Raw genomic sequence first — 15743 nt, forward strand, 5'->3', positions numbered from 1 at the left:
CCGTGACAGCGGCCGGTACCGTCCGCGCCATCGGGCGACGACGCGCATCGTTGGGGGAAACGACATGAAAGCGACACTGGCCGCGCTGCTCGCGGCGGGCCTCGCGCTGGCGGCGGCCGGCGCCGCCTCGGCGCAGGACAAGATCACGATCGCGGCGCTTCGCTTCGTGTCGTCGGCGCCGGTCTTCATCGCCATGGAAAAGGGCTACTTCAAGGAGCAGGGCCTCGACGTCGAGTTCAAGTTCTTCGACGCCGCCCAGCCGATCGCCGTCGCCGTGGCGACGGGCGACGCCGATCTCGGCATCACCGGATTGACCGGCGGGTTCTACAACCTCGCCGGCAAGGGCGCGATCAAGATCATCGCGGCCCAGTCGCGCGAGGAACCCGGCTTCGATTTCGTGGCCTACGTCGCGACGAAAAAGGCGTTCGACGGCGGCTTCACCGACGCCTCGAAATTCCCCGGCAGGTCGATCGCCATCACCCAGACCGGCTCGACCTTCCACTACATGATCGGCATGCTGGCGGAGAAGCGCGGCTTCAAGCTGACCGACGTGACGCTGCGGCCGCTGCAATCCATCGCCAACGTCACCGCCGCCCTCAAGGGCGAGCAGGTCGACGGCGCGCTGCTGCCGGCCAACAACGCCTACGCCGCCGAGAAGGACGGCTTCGGCAGGATCGTCGGCTGGGTCCACCAGGAGACGCCGTGGCAGCTGGGCGCGCTGTTCGCCAACGGCAAGGTGCTCGACACCCGCCGTCCCGCCGTCGAGAAGTTCGTGGCCGCCTATCTGAAGGCGGTCAATGACTACGCCGAGGCGTTCCTGCAGCGCGACGCCGCCGGCAAGCGCGCGTTCGGCGAGAAGGCAGACGCGCTGATCCCGATGATCCAGAAATACGTCGAACCCAAGCCGTCGGCCGAGCAGGTCAAGGCCAGCGCGTCGTACATCGATCCCAAGGGTCGTCTGCTCGTCAAAAACATCCACGACCAGATCGCCTGGTACCAAGGGCAAGGGATGGTCGGAAAGGACGTCGACGCGACCCGCCTGCTCGACCTCACCTTCGTGAAGGACCACCTCGACGTCCCTAAGAAGTAGGTCCACCGCCCTCCGCCGCGCCGGGCGGCGTGGCGACTCCCCGCCCGAGGAACCACCCCATGGCCGCCGTCCCCGCCGAGACACCGACCAACTCGACCATCGCCGCCGACTACCGCGCCCGCACGCCGACCTCGGCGAAGCTGTTCGCGCGCGCCAACAAGATCCTGCCCAGCGGCATCACCCATGACGGCCGCCATCTCGACCCCTACCCGCTCTACGTGACGCGCGGCATGGGCGCGCGCAAATGGTGCGCCGACGGGCACGAATACGTCGACTATTTCGGCGGCCACGGCGCGCTGATCCTCGGCCATTCGCATCCCGCCGTGGTGGAGGCGGTCCAACGGCAGATGGCGCTGGGCACGCATCTCGGCGGCTCGCACGAGCTCGAGGTGCGCTGGGCCGAGCAGGTGCGCCGCATGATCCCCTGCGCCGAGAAGGTGCGCTTCACCTCGTCCGGCACCGAGGCGTCGCACATGGCGCTGCGGCTGGCGCGCGCCTTCACCGGCAAACCGCGCATCATGCGATTCACCGGCCATTTCCACGGCTGGCACGACCAGGTCGTGCCCGGCGGCACGTCGCATTTCGACGGCGGCACGCCGGTGGGCATCGACCCGGCGCTGGTCGGCCTGTCGGCGGTGATGCCGACCGACGATCCGGCGCCGGCGGTCAAGCTGCTCGAGGAAGCGGACGACATCGCGGCCGTGATGATCGAGCCATCCGGCGCGTCGTGGGGCCAGGTGCCGCTGCCGCCGGGCTTCCTCCATGCGCTGCGCGACGCCACGAGCCGCCGGGGCGTGCTGCTGATCTTCGACGAGGTCATCACCGGCTTCCGCTGGTCGACCGGCGGCGCCCAGAAGGCGTTCGGCATCACCCCCGACATGTGCATCCTCGCCAAGATCGTGGCCGGCGGGTTGCCCGGCGGCGCCGTCGCCGGCCGCGGCGACGTGCTCGATCTGCTGGATTTCGCGGCCACCAAGGCGGCCAAGCGCGAGAAGATCGCCCATCCCGGCACCTACAACGCCAACCCGCTGTCGGCCGCCGCCGCCGTCACGGCGCTGGAGATCGTCGAGCGCGAGGACGCGCCGGCCAAAGCGAACGCCACGACGGCGAAGCTGCGCGACGCGATGCGCCAAGTGCTGATCGAGGAAGGCGTGCCGTGGGGCGTCTACGGCCAGTCCTCGGCGTTCCAGATCTTCACCAACCCCAACGGCGTGCCGATCGATCCCGCCACATTCGATCCGCTCAAGCTCGGCTTCAAAGGCCTCAAGGGCGCGCGCGATCCCGCCTATATCGGCAAGGTGCGCATGGCGCTGCTGGCCCACGGCGTCGACGTCATGGGCGGCCCCGGCGGGCTGGTCTCGGCCGTCCACGGCGACGCCGACATCGACCGCACCGCGTCGGCCCTGCGCGCGTCGGTGCGGGCGCTCATGGTCGAACGCGAGATCCGGGGGATGTGACGGCGCGCAAAAAGCCCCGGCTCGACGAGCCGGGGCCGTTCGCCGCCGCTGATCGCGCGGCCTACCGCGCGATCAGCGTCACCTCGCCGATGCCGGCGGCGATATTGAGGCCGACGCTGCCCTCGACGCTGACGGGCTGCAGGCTGACCTGCTTGTCGCCGCCGCCCACCAGCACGTTGGCGCCGACGCCGACGCCGGCGGTGGCCGACACCGTCAAGCCGCCGTAGTCGCCCGCCAGCGCGCCCTTCTCGACCGTGCCCGGCGCGAACACCAGCCACAGGATGCGCGCCTCCTTGGTGAAGCCGATATCGACGCCGAAGCGCTTGATCGAGCCGCCGTAGAACTCCTCGCCACCGCCGGACCGCGTGAAAACGCACTCCAGCTCCTTGGACGAGCCGAACACGAAGCCGACTCCGCCGGCGACCTTGCAAGTCAGCGAGCCGACGTTGACGCCGGATTTGGGGTCGGACTGCGCCAGCGCCGCGCCGTTGGACAGCGTCAGCGCCGCCGCGATGGCGGCCGCGGCGGCGAGGCCGGGGCGCTCGGACAGATGCTTCATTGGTTGTTCCTTTCAAATGATCGGCAACCGGCCCTAATGGACACGGAGACCGGACGGCACGACGACGCCCGACGCGGCATGAGCGCCGAGTCCCGACGACCGACAACGCGGCAAGGATCGAGATGTTCCACCGCCATCCGGCGCGGTGCGATGAGCGGGCTGGCGGACGCCGACGGGGTCGACGACGCACATTCCTGTTTCGTCACTCGTCCAAGGCCGCAGATCCCGGCGGCCCCTGCCGCCGGGATCTGCGTCTCGCGCCCGGACGGAGGCGGTGCTAGTACCGCCACCATGGACCTGCGCATCGAGAACGTGTCGCACCGCTACGACGCCCTGCCGGCGCTGGAGCGGATCGACCTGACGGTGCGCGACGGCGAGACGGTGGCGATCATCGGCCCGTCGGGCTGCGGCAAATCCACCCTGCTGGGCATCGTCGGCGGGCTTCTCGCGCCGACCTCCGGCCGCGTCGTCGCCCTCGGCGCGCCGCCGGCGGGCTCGCTCAACCCGTTCACGTACGTCTTCCAGGATTTCGCGCTGCTGCCGTGGCGCGACGTGGCCGCCAACGTGTCGCTGGCGCTGGAGCACCATCGGCTGGGCCGCCGCGAGCGCGAGGAGCGCGTCGCGGCGGCGCTGGCGTTGACCGGCCTGTCCGACTTCGCGCGGACTCTTCCCAAGCGGCTGTCCGGCGGCATGCGCCAGCGCGTCGGAATCGCCCGTGCGCTGGTGGTGCGGCCGGCGGTGCTGCTGCTCGACGAGCCGCTGTCGGCGCTCGACGCGCAGACGCGCGAGCTGCTGATGGAAGACCTGCTGGCGATCTGGGCGCGCGAGCGCGGCACGCGGCTCTACGTGACGCACAACCTCGAGGAGGCGGCGCGGCTGGCCGACCGGATCGTGGTGCTGTCGCGCCGGCCCGGCCGCGTGCGCGAGATCGTCGAGGTCGGCGTGCCCGTGGCCGAGCGTTCGGCGCCATCCGCCGCCGGCGTGGTCGCCGCCCTGCGCGAGCGCCTCTGGTCGCTGATCCGCGACGAGGCCCGCGACGCCGAGCGGGAGATCGTCCATGCGTGACGCGGACAGGGCGGGTGAAGCGCTCCTCCCTTTTCCCTCTGAAGAGGGGGAGAAGGTGCCCGCAGGGCGGATGAGGGGCTTCGCTTCGTTCACGACCCGCCGTCAGCCCGACATCGCGAGGGAGCGGGTTCCAGACCGGATACCTCGACTAGTTGAAGCGAAGCCCCTCATCCGGCCGCCGCTTCGCGGCGTCCACCTTCTCCCCCTCGTCAGGGGGAGAAGGGCATGAGCGTGACACCTTCCCGCTCCCCGCCGCCCACCGGCGGCCGTGCCGTGCCGTTCCGCGGCGGGGGCTTCCAGGCGGCGCCGCGGCGGCTGGTGCCGTGGATCGTGCTGGTCGCGATCTTCGCGGCGTGGGAGCTCGCCTCCTCTCAGGGCTGGCTGCCGGGCCAGTTCATGCCAGCGCCATCGGCCATCGCCATGGCGCTGCGCGAGCTGTTCGACAACGGCACCTTGGGCCGGCACGTCGGCTGGTCGTTGAGCCGCATCGGGCTGGGCTGGCTGCTGGGCACCACGGCGGGCCTCGCCGTAGGGCTGGCGATGGGCATCTTTTCGGTCGCCCGCGCCGCCGGATTGCCGGTGGTGTCCGCCCTGTTCCCCATCCCCAAGATCGCGCTGCTGCCGCTGTTCATCCTGTGGTTCGGGATCGGCGAGCCGTCGAAGGTCGCGACCATCGCGTTCGGCGTGTTCTTCCCGACCGTGATCGCCGCCTACGCCGCCTGCGATTCGGTGCCGCGCGGACTGATCCGCATGGGCCAGAGCTTCGGCCTGCCGGCGCGCCACATCGTGTGGAAGATCCTGATCCCCGGCGCCATGCCGGGCATCCTCTCGGGCTTCCGCATCACCGCCTCGATCGCGCTGATCCTCGTGGTCGCGGCCGAGATGATCGGCGCGCAATACGGCATCGGCGCCTTCATCCTCAGCGCCGGCAATCTGATGCTGATGGACCAGCTGCTGGCCGGCGTGACCCTGCTGTCGGTGCTCGGTCTCGCCGTCGGCATCGTGCTCGGCTTCATCGAACGGAGCGTCCTGGAATGGCGTTGAACCTCGCCACCACGATCGTGCGTCGCGACGCGACGACCGCTCCCGCCACGCTCGAGGTCGACATCGCCGTGCTCGGCGCCGGCATCGCCGGGGTCTCCGCCGCCGTCGAAGCCGCCCGCCTGGGCCACCGCGTCGCGCTGATCGACGGCGCGCCGACCTTGGGCGGGCAATCCGTCGGCGCGGTCATCGGCACCTTCTGCGGGCTGTTCTCGAACGGGCCGAAGCCCTACCGCACGGTGTTCGGCTTCGCGACCGACGTTCTGGAGGGGCTGGCGGCGCGCGACGCCCTGAGCTTCATCCACGGCCGGCGACGGACGACCCTGGCGTTGTACTCCGAGGTCGCGCTGGCGCGGCTGATCGAAGAGACGGTGCGGACGACGCCGGCGATCACGCCGCTGCTCGGCGCCCTGCTGCGCGACGTCGCGCGCGACGGCGGGCGCCTGCGGGCCGCGACTTTCGCGACGCGGCATGGCGACGTGGCGGTGCGCGCGTCCGGCTGGATCGACGCCTCGGGCGACGCCGCGCTGACCTGGGCGGCCGGCTTCGACTGCCGCGTGCCCGAGACCCCCGTGTGGGGCACCAACATGATGGTGCTGGAGGGCGTCGACGCCGCGGCGCTGGCGGCCGTCGACCGCGCCGAGCTCAAGGCGCGGCTGGCGGCCGACGCCGCAGCGCTGGGGCTGCGCCGGCACGACGGCTTCGTGTTCGCCAATCCCGGCCCCGGCCTGTGCCTCGTGAACATGACGCACATCGCCACGCCGCTGGACCCGCTGGCGGCCTCGACCATGGTCCTCGACGGCCGCCACCAGGCCGACCTCCTGCTCGACTTCTTCCGAGAGCGCTATCCCGCCGCCTTCGCCGGCGCCCGCGTGCGCACCTACGGCCAGCCGGGCGTCCGCATGACTCGCTGGATCAAAGGTCGCCATCACCTGACCGCCGACGAGGTCCGTGGCGAAGTGCGCCACGACGACGCCGTCGCGCGCTGCTCGTGGCCGATCGAGCTGCACGACCGGCCCGACGACGTGCACTGGGAGGAATTCGGCGACGACCACATGCACTGGGTGCCCCTGCGCTCGCTGATCCCAGAGGGCGCCGACAACCTGCTGGCCGCCGGTCGTTGCATCGACGGCGATCCAGCCGCGCTGTCGTCGGTGCGGGTGATGGGGCCGTGCATCGCCACCGGCGCCGCCGCCGCCCACGCGCTCGACCTGGCCGGCGCCGGCTCGGTCGCCCAGGTCGACATCGCCGCTCTCCAGACCCGCCTGCGCGACAACCTCGACCGCCGGGACTAACGGCCGGGACGGCGCCCCCCGCCGGGCCGCTTGCCTGCGACGCGGCCGCCGCCTAGTTTCGCGGCAACGGAAATCCGAGGGGAAACGTCCATGACCCGTCCAGTCGACACCGGCCTCTCGCGCCGGCATCTCGCGGCCATCGCCGCCGCCGCCGCGATCGGCGCGCCGCTGCCGCTGCGCCACGCGCTGGCCCAGACCGGGCCGTTGAAGATCGCGCTGCTGCTGCCGACGTCGGGCGTGCAGGCGCTGATCGGCCAGATGTGCGCCCGCGCCACGGCGATCGCCGCCGACGTGCTCGCCGACTCGAAGGTGCCGGTGAAGGTGGAGATCACCAGCTACGACACCGAGTCGAGCCCCGACGTCTCGCGCACCCAGGCGGAGAAGGCCATCGCGGCCGGTGCCCATGTGCTGATCGGCGCGTTCGACTCCGGCCAGACCACCGTGATCGCGCAGGTCGCCGAGCAGAAGGGCGTGCCGTTCATCGTCAACATCGCCGCCGCGCCGCAGATCACCGAGTCCGGCTTCAAGTGGGTGGTTCGCAACTTCCCGACCGCGCCGATGCTGGTGACCGGCGCGCTGACGCTGCAGAAGGACCTGTTCGCCGCCACCGGCAAGACGCCGAAGACGGCCGTGCTGATGTCGGTCAACGACACCTTCGGCGAGGCGATGATGAAGGCGATCCCGGCGCTCGCGAAGCGGCTGGAGATGCCCTACGAGATCGTCGAGACGATCTCGTACGATCCGCGCGCGAAGGACCTCTCGGCCGAGGTCGCCAAGGCCAAGGCGACGAAGGCCGAGCTCGTGATGCCGGTGAGCCGCCTCAATGACGCCAAGCTCCTGATCCAGGAGATGGTCAAGCAGCAATACGAGCCGATGGGCATCGTCAACCCCGGCGCGCCCGGCCTGTACGAGCCGGACTTCCTGAAGACCATGGGCAAGTTCGCCAATTTCCACGTCTCGAACGTGCCGTGGGTCAACCCGAAGTCGGCGATGAGCGGGGCGCTGGAGAAGCGCTACGCCGAGAAGTTCAAGGATGGCCAGGTCGACATCAACGTCGGCTTCACGTTCGAGGCCATCCTGGTGGCCGCCGACGCCTACGCGCGCGCAAAGTCGACGGCCGCCGCGCCGATGATGGAGGCCATCAAGGCCACCAATATCGCCGAGCACGTCATGACCGGCGGCCCGATCAAGTTCGACGAGAAGGGCCAGAACACCGGCATCAAGGCCGCCGCCGTGCAGAACCTCAACAACAAGCCGACCGTGGTGCTGCCCGCCGAGTTCGCGGTCGCCAAGCCGGTGTTCCCGATGCCGGGCTGGCGCGCCAAGGAACGCGGCTGACACCTCTGCGGCGGCGGGCGGCCGCCCGGCCCCGCGCCGCCCGCGGATGGGACCAGACATGAGGAACAGCGCTTTCCAGATCGCGGTGCTGCCGGGTGACGGCATCGGCGTCGAGGTGATGGACGCCTGCCTCGCCGTGCTCGACGCCGCGCGTGTCGAGGTCGGCGGTTTCACCCTCGCGACCGAGCGGCTGCCCGGCGGCGCGCTGCACTACCGCGACGCCGGCGAGGCGCTGCCGCAGGCCACGTTCCGCCGCTGCGAATCGGCCGACGCGATCCTTTTCGGCGCCATGGGCTGGCCGGACATCCGCTACCCCGACGGCACCGAGATCGCGCCGCAGCTCGACCTTCGGCTCCGTCTCGGCCTCTACGCCGGCGTCCGGCCGATCCGCGCCCTGCCCGGCGGGCCGGCGGTGCTGGCCGATCCGCGCGCCGCGGGCATCGACCTCGTGATCCTGCGGGAGTCGACCGAGGGGCTGTTCGCGTCGCGCGGAAAGGGCGAGGTGATCGACGACCGCGAGGCGCGCGACACCCAGGTGATCACCCGCGCGACCAGCGAACGCCTGTTCGACTTCGCCTTCGCGCTGGCCGCGCGCCGCAAGGCCGAGGGCCGGCCGGGCCGCGTCACCTGCGTCGACAAGGCCAACGTGTTCCGCAGCTTCGCGTTCTTCCGCGGGATATTCGACGAGCGCGCCGCGCGGTTCCCGGACGTCGAAGCGCGCCACCACTACGTCGACGCCTGCGCCCTCGATCTCGTGCGCCGGCCGTGGGATTTCGACGTCCTCGTCACCGAGAACATGTTCGGCGACATCCTTTCGGATCTCGCCGCCGGATTGATCGGCGGGATGGGCTTCGCCCCGTCGGCGGATATCGGCGACGGCCACGGCCTGTTCCAGCCCAGCCATGGCACGGCGCCCGACATCGCCGGCAAGGGCATCGCCAACCCCGTCGCCATGATCCTGTCCGGCGCCCTCATGCTGCGCTGGCTGGGCGAGCGCCACGACGTCGCGGCGTGCGGCGAGGCCGCCCGGCGCATCGAGGCGGCCGTCGACGCGGCGCTCGGCCGCGACGGAGCGCGGCCGTACGACGCCGGCGGCCGGGATGGCACCGCCGCCATCGCCCGCGCCGTGATCGAGGCGCTGTGATGCCGCCGCGCCGCGCCGGGACCGCATGACCGCGTTCTTCCAGTCCATCGCCATGGGGTTGCTCACCGGCATGGTGTACGGCCTGATGGCGCTCGGCCTGTCGGTGATCTTCGGCGTGATGCGCGTGGTCAACTTCGCGCACGGCGAGATGATGGTCGTCGGCATGTACCTCGCGTGGCTGCTGTTCGACCGCGCCGGACTCGATCCGCTGCTGTCCGTGCCGGTGGTCGCGGGCGCCCTGTTCTGCGCCGGCTACGCGCTGCAGCGCGCGGTGATCAATCCTTTCATCGAGGTCGCCGAGCACATGCAGTTCATGCTGCTGCTGGCGGTCTCGATCCTGATCGTCAACGGCTGCCTGCTGGTCGCGGGACCGGACACCTACGGCGTGCAGGTCGACTACATGTTCGACTCGTTCAACCTCGGGCCGTTCGTGTTCGACGCCGTGCGCGTCTACGCCGCCGTCGCCGCGCTGGCGATCGCCGGCCTGCTGTTCCTGTTCTTCACGCGCACGCGCACCGGCAAGTCGATCCGCGCCGCCGCCGACAACCACACCGGCGCGCTGGTCGTCGGCCTCGACGTGAAGCGGCTCTACGCCGTGACCTTCGGCGTCGGCGCCGCCTGCGTCGGCGCGGCCGGCGCGCTGATGATCCTCGTGGTCCAGGTGCAGCCTTTCCTCGCGATCGACTACACGCTGCTGGCCTTCGTCATCGTCATCGTCGGCGGTCTGGGCAGCATGTCCGGCGCGCTGGCCGGTGGACTGCTGATCGGCGTCTCGGAGTCGCTGGCCGGGCTTCTGGTGCAACCGTCGCTGAAGAGCGTGTTCAGCTTCGGACTCCTGATCCTGGTGCTGCTGCTGCGGCCGCAGGGCCTGCTGTCGCGCAAGGCGTGAGCGGGATGCGCCTGGCCCGCCGCCTGTTCGAGGACCTGCCGCCGCGCGGCCGGGTCACGGTCGGCGTCCTGGCGTTGGCGCTGCTGGCGGCGCCCCTCGTCGTCGGCTCCTATCCGCTGTCGATCCTGATCCTCGTGCTCTATTTCGCGTTCATCGGCCAGGCGTGGAACGTGATGATGGGCTTCGCCGGCCAGCTCTCTCTGGGTCACGCGCTCTATCTCGGCCTCGGCGGCTACACCGCCGCGGCGCTGGCGTTCCATTTCGGGATCAGCCCGTGGATCGGCATGATCGCGGGCGTCGCGGTGGCGATGCTGGCCGGCGGCGTCGTCGGCTTCCTCGGCTTCCGCTTCTCGCTGGCCGGGGTCTACTTCGCGCTGTTGACCATCGCGTTCGCCGAGTTCACGCGCATCCTGTTCGACCACTTCCCCTGGGTCGGCGGCTCGGCCGGCCTGTTCCTGCGCGTCGACGGCGAGCCCAGCCTGTGGCATCTGCGCGGCGGCACGACGCTTTTCTACTACGTCATCCTCGGGTTGGCGGCGGCGGCGCTGGTGGTCTGCCGCCTGCTCCTCACCAGCCGGCTGGGATACTACTGGCTGGCGATCCGCGAGGATCCAGAGGCGGCGCGCGCCAGCGGCGTGGACGTGTTCCGCTGCAAGATGGCCGCCGTGCTGATCTCGTCGGGCATGGCGGCCGTCGGCGGCGCGTGGGCCGCCTTCTACTACAAGAACCTGTTCCCCGAGACCGCCTTCGCCATGGGGCGGTCGATCGAGACCATCCTCGCGCCGATCATCGGCGGGCTCGGCACGCTGTTCGGCCCGCTGGTCGGCGCCGCGATCCTGGTCGCGCTCGGCGATCTCTTCACCGTGGCCACCGAGAAGATCGGCCAGGCGTGGGGAATCAAGACCAACGGGCTGAAGCAGATCTTCTACGGCCTCGCGCTGCTGGCGATCGTGGCGTTCCGCCGCGAGGGCGTGTGGCCGTGGGTCGCCGACCGGCTCGGCCTCGGCCGCCGGCGGGACGGCGACCGGTGAGCGCCGCGACCGGCGGCGCCCGGCTGCGCGTCGAGGGCATCGGCAAGAGCTTCCGCGGCCTGCGCGCGGCGCACGACGTCTCGTTCGAGGTGCCGGCCGGCGCGATCCACGCGCTGATCGGTCCCAACGGCGCCGGCAAGACGACCTGCTTCAACATGATCGCCGGCGTGTTCGCGCCCGATTCGGGCGACGTCCGGCTCGACGACCGCTCGATCGCGGGGTTGCGCCCGGACAAGGTCTGCGCCGCCGGTGTCGGCCGCACCTTCCAGATCGTGCGTCCGTTCCCCGGCCTCAGCGTCGAGGACAACGTTCTGGTCGGCGCCCTGCGCCGCACCGCCGACGTGCCGGCGGCCCGCGCGGCGGCGCTCCAGGTGCTGCGCGATCTCGGCATGGACGACCGACGCGCCACGCCGGCGGCGAAGCTCACGCTGCCCGACCGCAAGCGGCTGGAGGTCGCGCGGGCGTTGGCGACCGGCCCGCGCCTGCTGCTGCTCGACGAGGTGATGGCCGGCCTGCGCCCGACCGAGACCGACCAGATGGTCGCCTTCCTGCGCGATCTCAACGCCCGCACCGGCGTCACCATCCTGCTGATCGAGCACGTCATGCGCGCCGTCATGGCCCTGAGCCAGCGCGTCGTCGTGCTGCACCACGGCGAGCGGATCGCCGAGGGCGCGCCGGCCGAGATCGCGCGCGATCCGGCCGTGCTCGAGGTCTATCTCGGTCAGGAGGCGCACTGACGATGCTCAGCGTCGAGGGCCTCGACCTGCACTACGGCGACGCCCAGGCGCTGGCCGGCGTCACGCTGCGCGCCGAGGCCGGCGAGATCGTGGTGATCGTCGGCTCCAACGGCGCCGGCAAATCGTCGCTGATCCGCACCATCCACGGCATGCAGCGGCCGTCGGCCGGCCGGATCGCGTTCGAGGACACCGACATCGGCGGCCGGCCCAGCCATGAGGTGGTCGAGCTCGGCATCGGCCAGGTGGCCGAGGGCCGGCAGGTGTTCCCCAACCTCTCCGTGCTGGAGAACCTCGAGATCGGCGCCAGTCCCCGGCGCGCCCGCGCCGCCGCCAAGACGACGCTCGAGCGCGTGCTCGCGATGTTCCCGCGGCTGGCGGAGCGCCGGAAGCAGGCCGCCGGCACGCTGTCGGGCGGTGAGCAGCAGATGCTGGCCATCGGGCGCTGCCTGATGGGCCAGCCCGAGATGATCATGTTCGACGAGCCGTCGCTGGGCCTGTCGCCGGCGATGACGCAGGAGGTGTTCCGTGTGGTGCGCCGGCTGCACGCCGACGGCATGACCATCCTGTTGGTGGAGCAGAACGTCATGGCTTCGCTCAAGCTCGCCGACCGCGCCTACGTGCTCGAGAACGGCCGCATCGCGCTGGAGGGGACCGGCGCGGCGCTGCTCGAGGACGACAAGGTCCGTCAAGCGTATCTCGGGCTGTGAGATCGGGAGTGTCGGCATGGCCGCGCAGGCACCGTTGAGACCCGTCGACTTCGCCCCGCGCCGCGCGGACGTGGAGCGCCGCGCCGATGGCGGCGTCGTGCTGCGCGGTCCGGCGCTCGAGGCCGGCCATCCCGCCTCGCTCGGCGCGGTGCTGGAAAGGCGGGCGCTGGAGATCGCCGACCGCGTGTTCCTCGCCGAACGCGCCGCCGACGGCGATTGGCGCCGGATCACGTTCGGCGAGGCGCGCGACGCCGTCCGCGCCCCTCGGGCAGGCGCTGCTCGACCGCGGCTGCGGACCGCGGCGGCCTCTGGCGATCCTCTCCGGCAATTCCATCGACCATGCGTTGCTGACGTTCGCGGCCATGCATGTCGGCGCGCCGGCGGCGCCGGTGTCGGTCGCGTATTCGATGATGTCGCAGGACCACGCCAAGCTCGCGCATGTCGTGCGGTCGCTGACGCCGGCCGTGATCTTCGCCGACGACGGCGCGGCCTACGCCAATGCCGTCGCGTCGCTGCGCGCGCAGGGTCTGCTCGACGGCGTGCGGTTGGTGTTCACGGCCAACGCGCCGGCCGGCGCCGAGACCCTGGCGGACCTGCTGGCCGTCGAGCCGACCGCCGACGTCGACCGGGCGCTGGCGGCGGTCCGCGACGACACCGTCGCCAAGGTGCTGTTCACGTCGGGTTCCACCGGCATGCCGAAGGGCGTGATCAACACGCAGCGCATGCTGTGCACCAACCAGCAGGCGGCGCTCCAGACCTTCCCGTTCCTCGCCCAACGGCCGCCGGTGCTGCTGGACTGGCTGCCGTGGAACCACACCTTCGGCGGCAATTTCGTGCTGCATCTGGCGCTGTGGAACGGCGGCACGCTGCACATCGACGACGGCCGGCCGATGCCCGGCCTGATCGAGAAGACCGTGCGGAACCTCCGGGAGGTCGCGCCGACGCTCTATCTCAACGTGCCGCGCGGCTACGACCTGCTGCTGCCGTACCTCGAGGGCGATCCCGCGATCGCCCGCGCGCTGATGGCCGATTCCGCGTTCCTGTTCTATGGCGGCGCGGCGCTGCCGGAACCCGTGTGGGATCGCCTCGTGGCGGTGTCCGAGAGGACGCTCGGCCGCCGGATTCCGCTGACCGCCGCCTGGGGCTCGACCGAGACGGCGCCGCTGGCGACGGCGCTGCACTGGCCGGTCGATCGGCCCGGCAACATCGGCCTGCCGGTCCCGGGCGTCGAGGTGTTGCTGACTCCGAACGGCACCAAGATGGAGTTGCGGGTCCGCGGGCCGAACGTCACGCCGGGCTACTGGCGCGATCCGGAAAAGACGGCGGCGGCGTTCGACGCCGAGGGATTCTACCGCATCGGCGACGCCGGCAGGCTGGCCGATCCCGGCGACCCGACGATGGGCGTGATCTTCGACGGCCGCGTGGTCGAGGATTTCAAGCTGACCTCCGGCACCTTCGTGCATGTCGGCGGCCTGCGGCTGGCGGTGGTCGGCGCCGGCTCGCCGGTCGTCCAGGACTGCGTCGTCACCGGCCACGACCGCGACGAGATCGGCGCGCTGGTGTTCCTCAATCCCGCCGCCTGCGCGGCGCTCGTTCCCGGGGCGACCGCGACCACGCCGCTGGCGGCGTTCGCGGCGCATCCCGCGGTCCGTGACCTGATCGCGCGCGGCCTCGCCGCCCACAACCGCGCCAATCCGGGCGGCTCGACCCGGGTCCGCCGCGCGCTGCTGCTCGAGAGCCCGCCGGGAATCGACGCCAACGAGATCACCGACAAGGGCTACGTCAACCAGCGCGCCGTCCTCGATAACCGCGCCGCCGACGTCGCCCGGCTCCACGCCGACACCCCGGACCCCGGCGTGATCGTCGTGCCGGCATGAGCGCGCCGGCCGCCGCTGACGTCGAGGCGCGCCGGCTGACGCGCCGCTACTACCTCGCGATGTCGACGGTGTTCTTCGTCGACGTCGCGATCACCGCCATCTTCAGCGCGGTCCACCGCGCCCCGGGCCTGTTCGCGCTCAACGCGGCGATCGACATGGTCGTCCTCCTCGGCCTCAACCTCCTCGGCGCCCGGGCGTTGTTCGCGCCGATCCGCGCCTTCCTCGCCGGGAAGCGGCCGTTCGACCGCATCGAGCGGGACCTGACGCAGCTGCCGCTGAAATCCGCCGTCTGGGTGATGGGTCTATCGGCGCTGGTCTTCGCCGAGCGGCTCCTGCTCCCTCGGATACTCGGCGCGACGTCGTCGGGCGTGCCGCTGTCGACCTGGCTCGACGTCGTCGTGACGTTCACCGTGCAGACGCTCTTCCACTTCGTGCTGACGTACTTCCTGGTGAGCGGGTACCTCGCGCGGTTGTGCCGCGCGATCTTCGACCGCCACGGCCGCAACATGACGTTGTTCTTCGGCAGCTTCACGCTCAAGGCCGGCGTCGCCCTGGTGTTCTCCTCCGTCGGGCCGCTCGCGCTCGTCGCCGCCGACGTCTACAGCTACGAGGGCGCGCGTCTCCACCAGGAGGCGGCCGTCGACCTCCTCGCCTCCCTCATCGGCCTGCCGATCACCATCTACTGGGTGTCGCGTTCGCTGGCGGCGCCGCTGCGCCGGCTCGACGCCGGGATCGGGCGCGTGGCCGACGGCGACCTTTCGGCGCGGCTTCCGGCGACGTCCAACGACGAGGTGGGCCGCGTCACCGCCGAGTTCAACCGCATGGTCGAGGGGCTGGGCGAGCGGCAGCGCATCCGCGAGACCTTCGGCAAGTACGTCAGCGAGAGCGTCGCCTCGGCCCTGCTGCGCGGCAGCGGCGACGGCCGGCTGATCGCCGAGACCCGCACCGCCACCGTCCTCTTCACCGACATCGAGGGCTTCACGGGTATCGCGGAATGGCTGCCCGCCGACGACCTCGTCGCCGCGATCAACGAGTACCTCGCGTTGATCCTCGAGCCGATCCAGCGGCACGGCGGCGTCGTCAACGGATTCATCGGCGACGGGTTGATGGCCAGTTTCAACCTGCCGCTGGCCAACGACGACCACGCCGCCGCCGCCGTTGCGGCCGCGATCGAGATCGAGCGCCTGGTCGCCGACCGCACCTTCTCGGGCGTCGCCTTCGCGACGCGCATCGGCGTCAACACCGGCGAGGTGATCGGCGGCACGGTCGGCGCCGGCGACCGGCTCGGATACACGCTGCTCGGCGACGCCGTCAACACGGCCGCGCGACTCGAGCAGCTCAACAAGGAGCACGGCACGCGAATCCTCGTCGCCGGCTCCACGCGGGACCTGTGCGGCGACCGCTTCGCGTTCCGCGGACTGGGCGCCGTTAGTTTGCGCGGACGCGCCGGATCGGCGCTGGTCTACGCGATCGACGCGCCGCCCGCGGACGCCGTCGCGACGTGATGGAGGGA

The 15743-nt window shown here is 71.3% G+C and carries 13 protein-coding genes and 1 pseudogene; 13 read left to right on the top strand and 1 reads right to left on the bottom strand.

Going from position 1 to position 15743, the window contains the following annotated elements:
* The first annotated feature begins 64 nt into the window (after positions 1-64).
* Positions 65-1090, top strand: coding sequence for an ABC transporter substrate-binding protein (locus IPK81_03480; GenBank protein ID QQS13325.1), 1026 nt, complete (start codon positions 65-67; stop codon positions 1088-1090).
* Between the two features lie 59 nt (positions 1091-1149).
* The gene (locus tag IPK81_03485; GenBank protein ID QQS13326.1) at positions 1150-2547 is read left to right on the top strand and encodes an aminotransferase class III-fold pyridoxal phosphate-dependent enzyme; all 1398 of its coding nucleotides are present in this window, start codon (positions 1150-1152) and stop codon (positions 2545-2547) included.
* Between the two features lie 61 nt (positions 2548-2608).
* On the opposite strand, the gene IPK81_03490 is transcribed toward IPK81_03485, so the two are convergent.
* Positions 2609-3106: a DUF992 domain-containing protein gene (locus IPK81_03490; protein QQS13327.1), complete on the bottom strand. Its 498-nt coding sequence runs from the start codon at positions 3104-3106 to the stop codon at positions 2609-2611.
* Between the two features lie 291 nt (positions 3107-3397).
* On the opposite strand from IPK81_03490, the gene IPK81_03495 reads away from it, so the two are divergent.
* The 11 genes and pseudogenes from IPK81_03495 (at position 3398) to IPK81_03545 (ending at position 15735) form a co-directional block, all read left to right on the top strand.
* Positions 3398-4171 carry an ABC transporter ATP-binding protein gene (locus tag IPK81_03495; GenBank protein QQS13328.1) on the top strand — a complete coding sequence of 258 codons (774 nt, stop codon included), beginning with the start codon at positions 3398-3400 and terminating at the stop codon, positions 4169-4171.
* A gap of 225 nt (positions 4172-4396) precedes the next feature.
* On the top strand, positions 4397-5215 hold the full coding sequence (locus tag IPK81_03500) for an ABC transporter permease (GenBank protein QQS13329.1): 819 nt from the start codon (positions 4397-4399) through the stop codon (positions 5213-5215).
* Positions 5206-6507 carry an FAD-dependent oxidoreductase gene (locus tag IPK81_03505; GenBank protein QQS13330.1) on the top strand — a complete coding sequence of 434 codons (1302 nt, stop codon included), beginning with the start codon at positions 5206-5208 and terminating at the stop codon, positions 6505-6507. Before IPK81_03500 ends, IPK81_03505 begins: the two co-directional genes overlap by 10 nt.
* A 174-nt stretch (positions 6508-6681) precedes the next feature.
* A complete protein-coding gene (locus IPK81_03510) occupies positions 6682-7845 on the top strand; it encodes an ABC transporter substrate-binding protein (protein ID QQS14943.1) in 1164 nt (387 codons plus the stop codon).
* Positions 7846-7891: 46 nt separating this feature from the next.
* Complete coding sequence (locus IPK81_03515) at positions 7892-8989, top strand: isocitrate/isopropylmalate dehydrogenase family protein (protein ID QQS13331.1); 1098 nt, start codon at positions 7892-7894, stop codon at positions 8987-8989.
* A gap of 25 nt (positions 8990-9014) precedes the next feature.
* A complete protein-coding gene (locus IPK81_03520) occupies positions 9015-9878 on the top strand; it encodes a branched-chain amino acid ABC transporter permease (protein QQS13332.1) in 864 nt (287 codons plus the stop codon).
* A 5-nt stretch (positions 9879-9883) separates the two neighbouring features.
* A complete protein-coding gene (locus IPK81_03525) occupies positions 9884-10909 on the top strand; it encodes a branched-chain amino acid ABC transporter permease (GenBank protein QQS14944.1) in 1026 nt (341 codons plus the stop codon).
* A complete protein-coding gene (locus tag IPK81_03530) occupies positions 10906-11646 on the top strand; it encodes an ABC transporter ATP-binding protein (GenBank protein QQS13333.1) in 741 nt (246 codons plus the stop codon). Before IPK81_03525 ends, IPK81_03530 begins: the two co-directional genes overlap by 4 nt.
* Before the next feature lie 2 nt (positions 11647-11648).
* Positions 11649-12353: an ABC transporter ATP-binding protein gene (locus IPK81_03535; GenBank protein ID QQS13334.1), complete on the top strand. Its 705-nt coding sequence runs from the start codon at positions 11649-11651 to the stop codon at positions 12351-12353.
* A gap of 16 nt (positions 12354-12369) precedes the next feature.
* A pseudogene (locus IPK81_03540) lies at positions 12370-14230 on the top strand (feruloyl-CoA synthase).
* Positions 14227-15735, top strand: a complete 1509-nt coding sequence (locus tag IPK81_03545) for a HAMP domain-containing protein (protein ID QQS13335.1) — start codon at positions 14227-14229, stop codon at positions 15733-15735. Before IPK81_03540 ends, IPK81_03545 begins: the two are co-directional and overlap by 4 nt.
* Positions 15736-15743 lie beyond the last annotated feature (8 nt).

It is taken from the genome of Rhodospirillales bacterium, from assembly GCA_016699855.1.
GTDB lineage: Bacteria > Pseudomonadota > Alphaproteobacteria > Reyranellales > Reyranellaceae.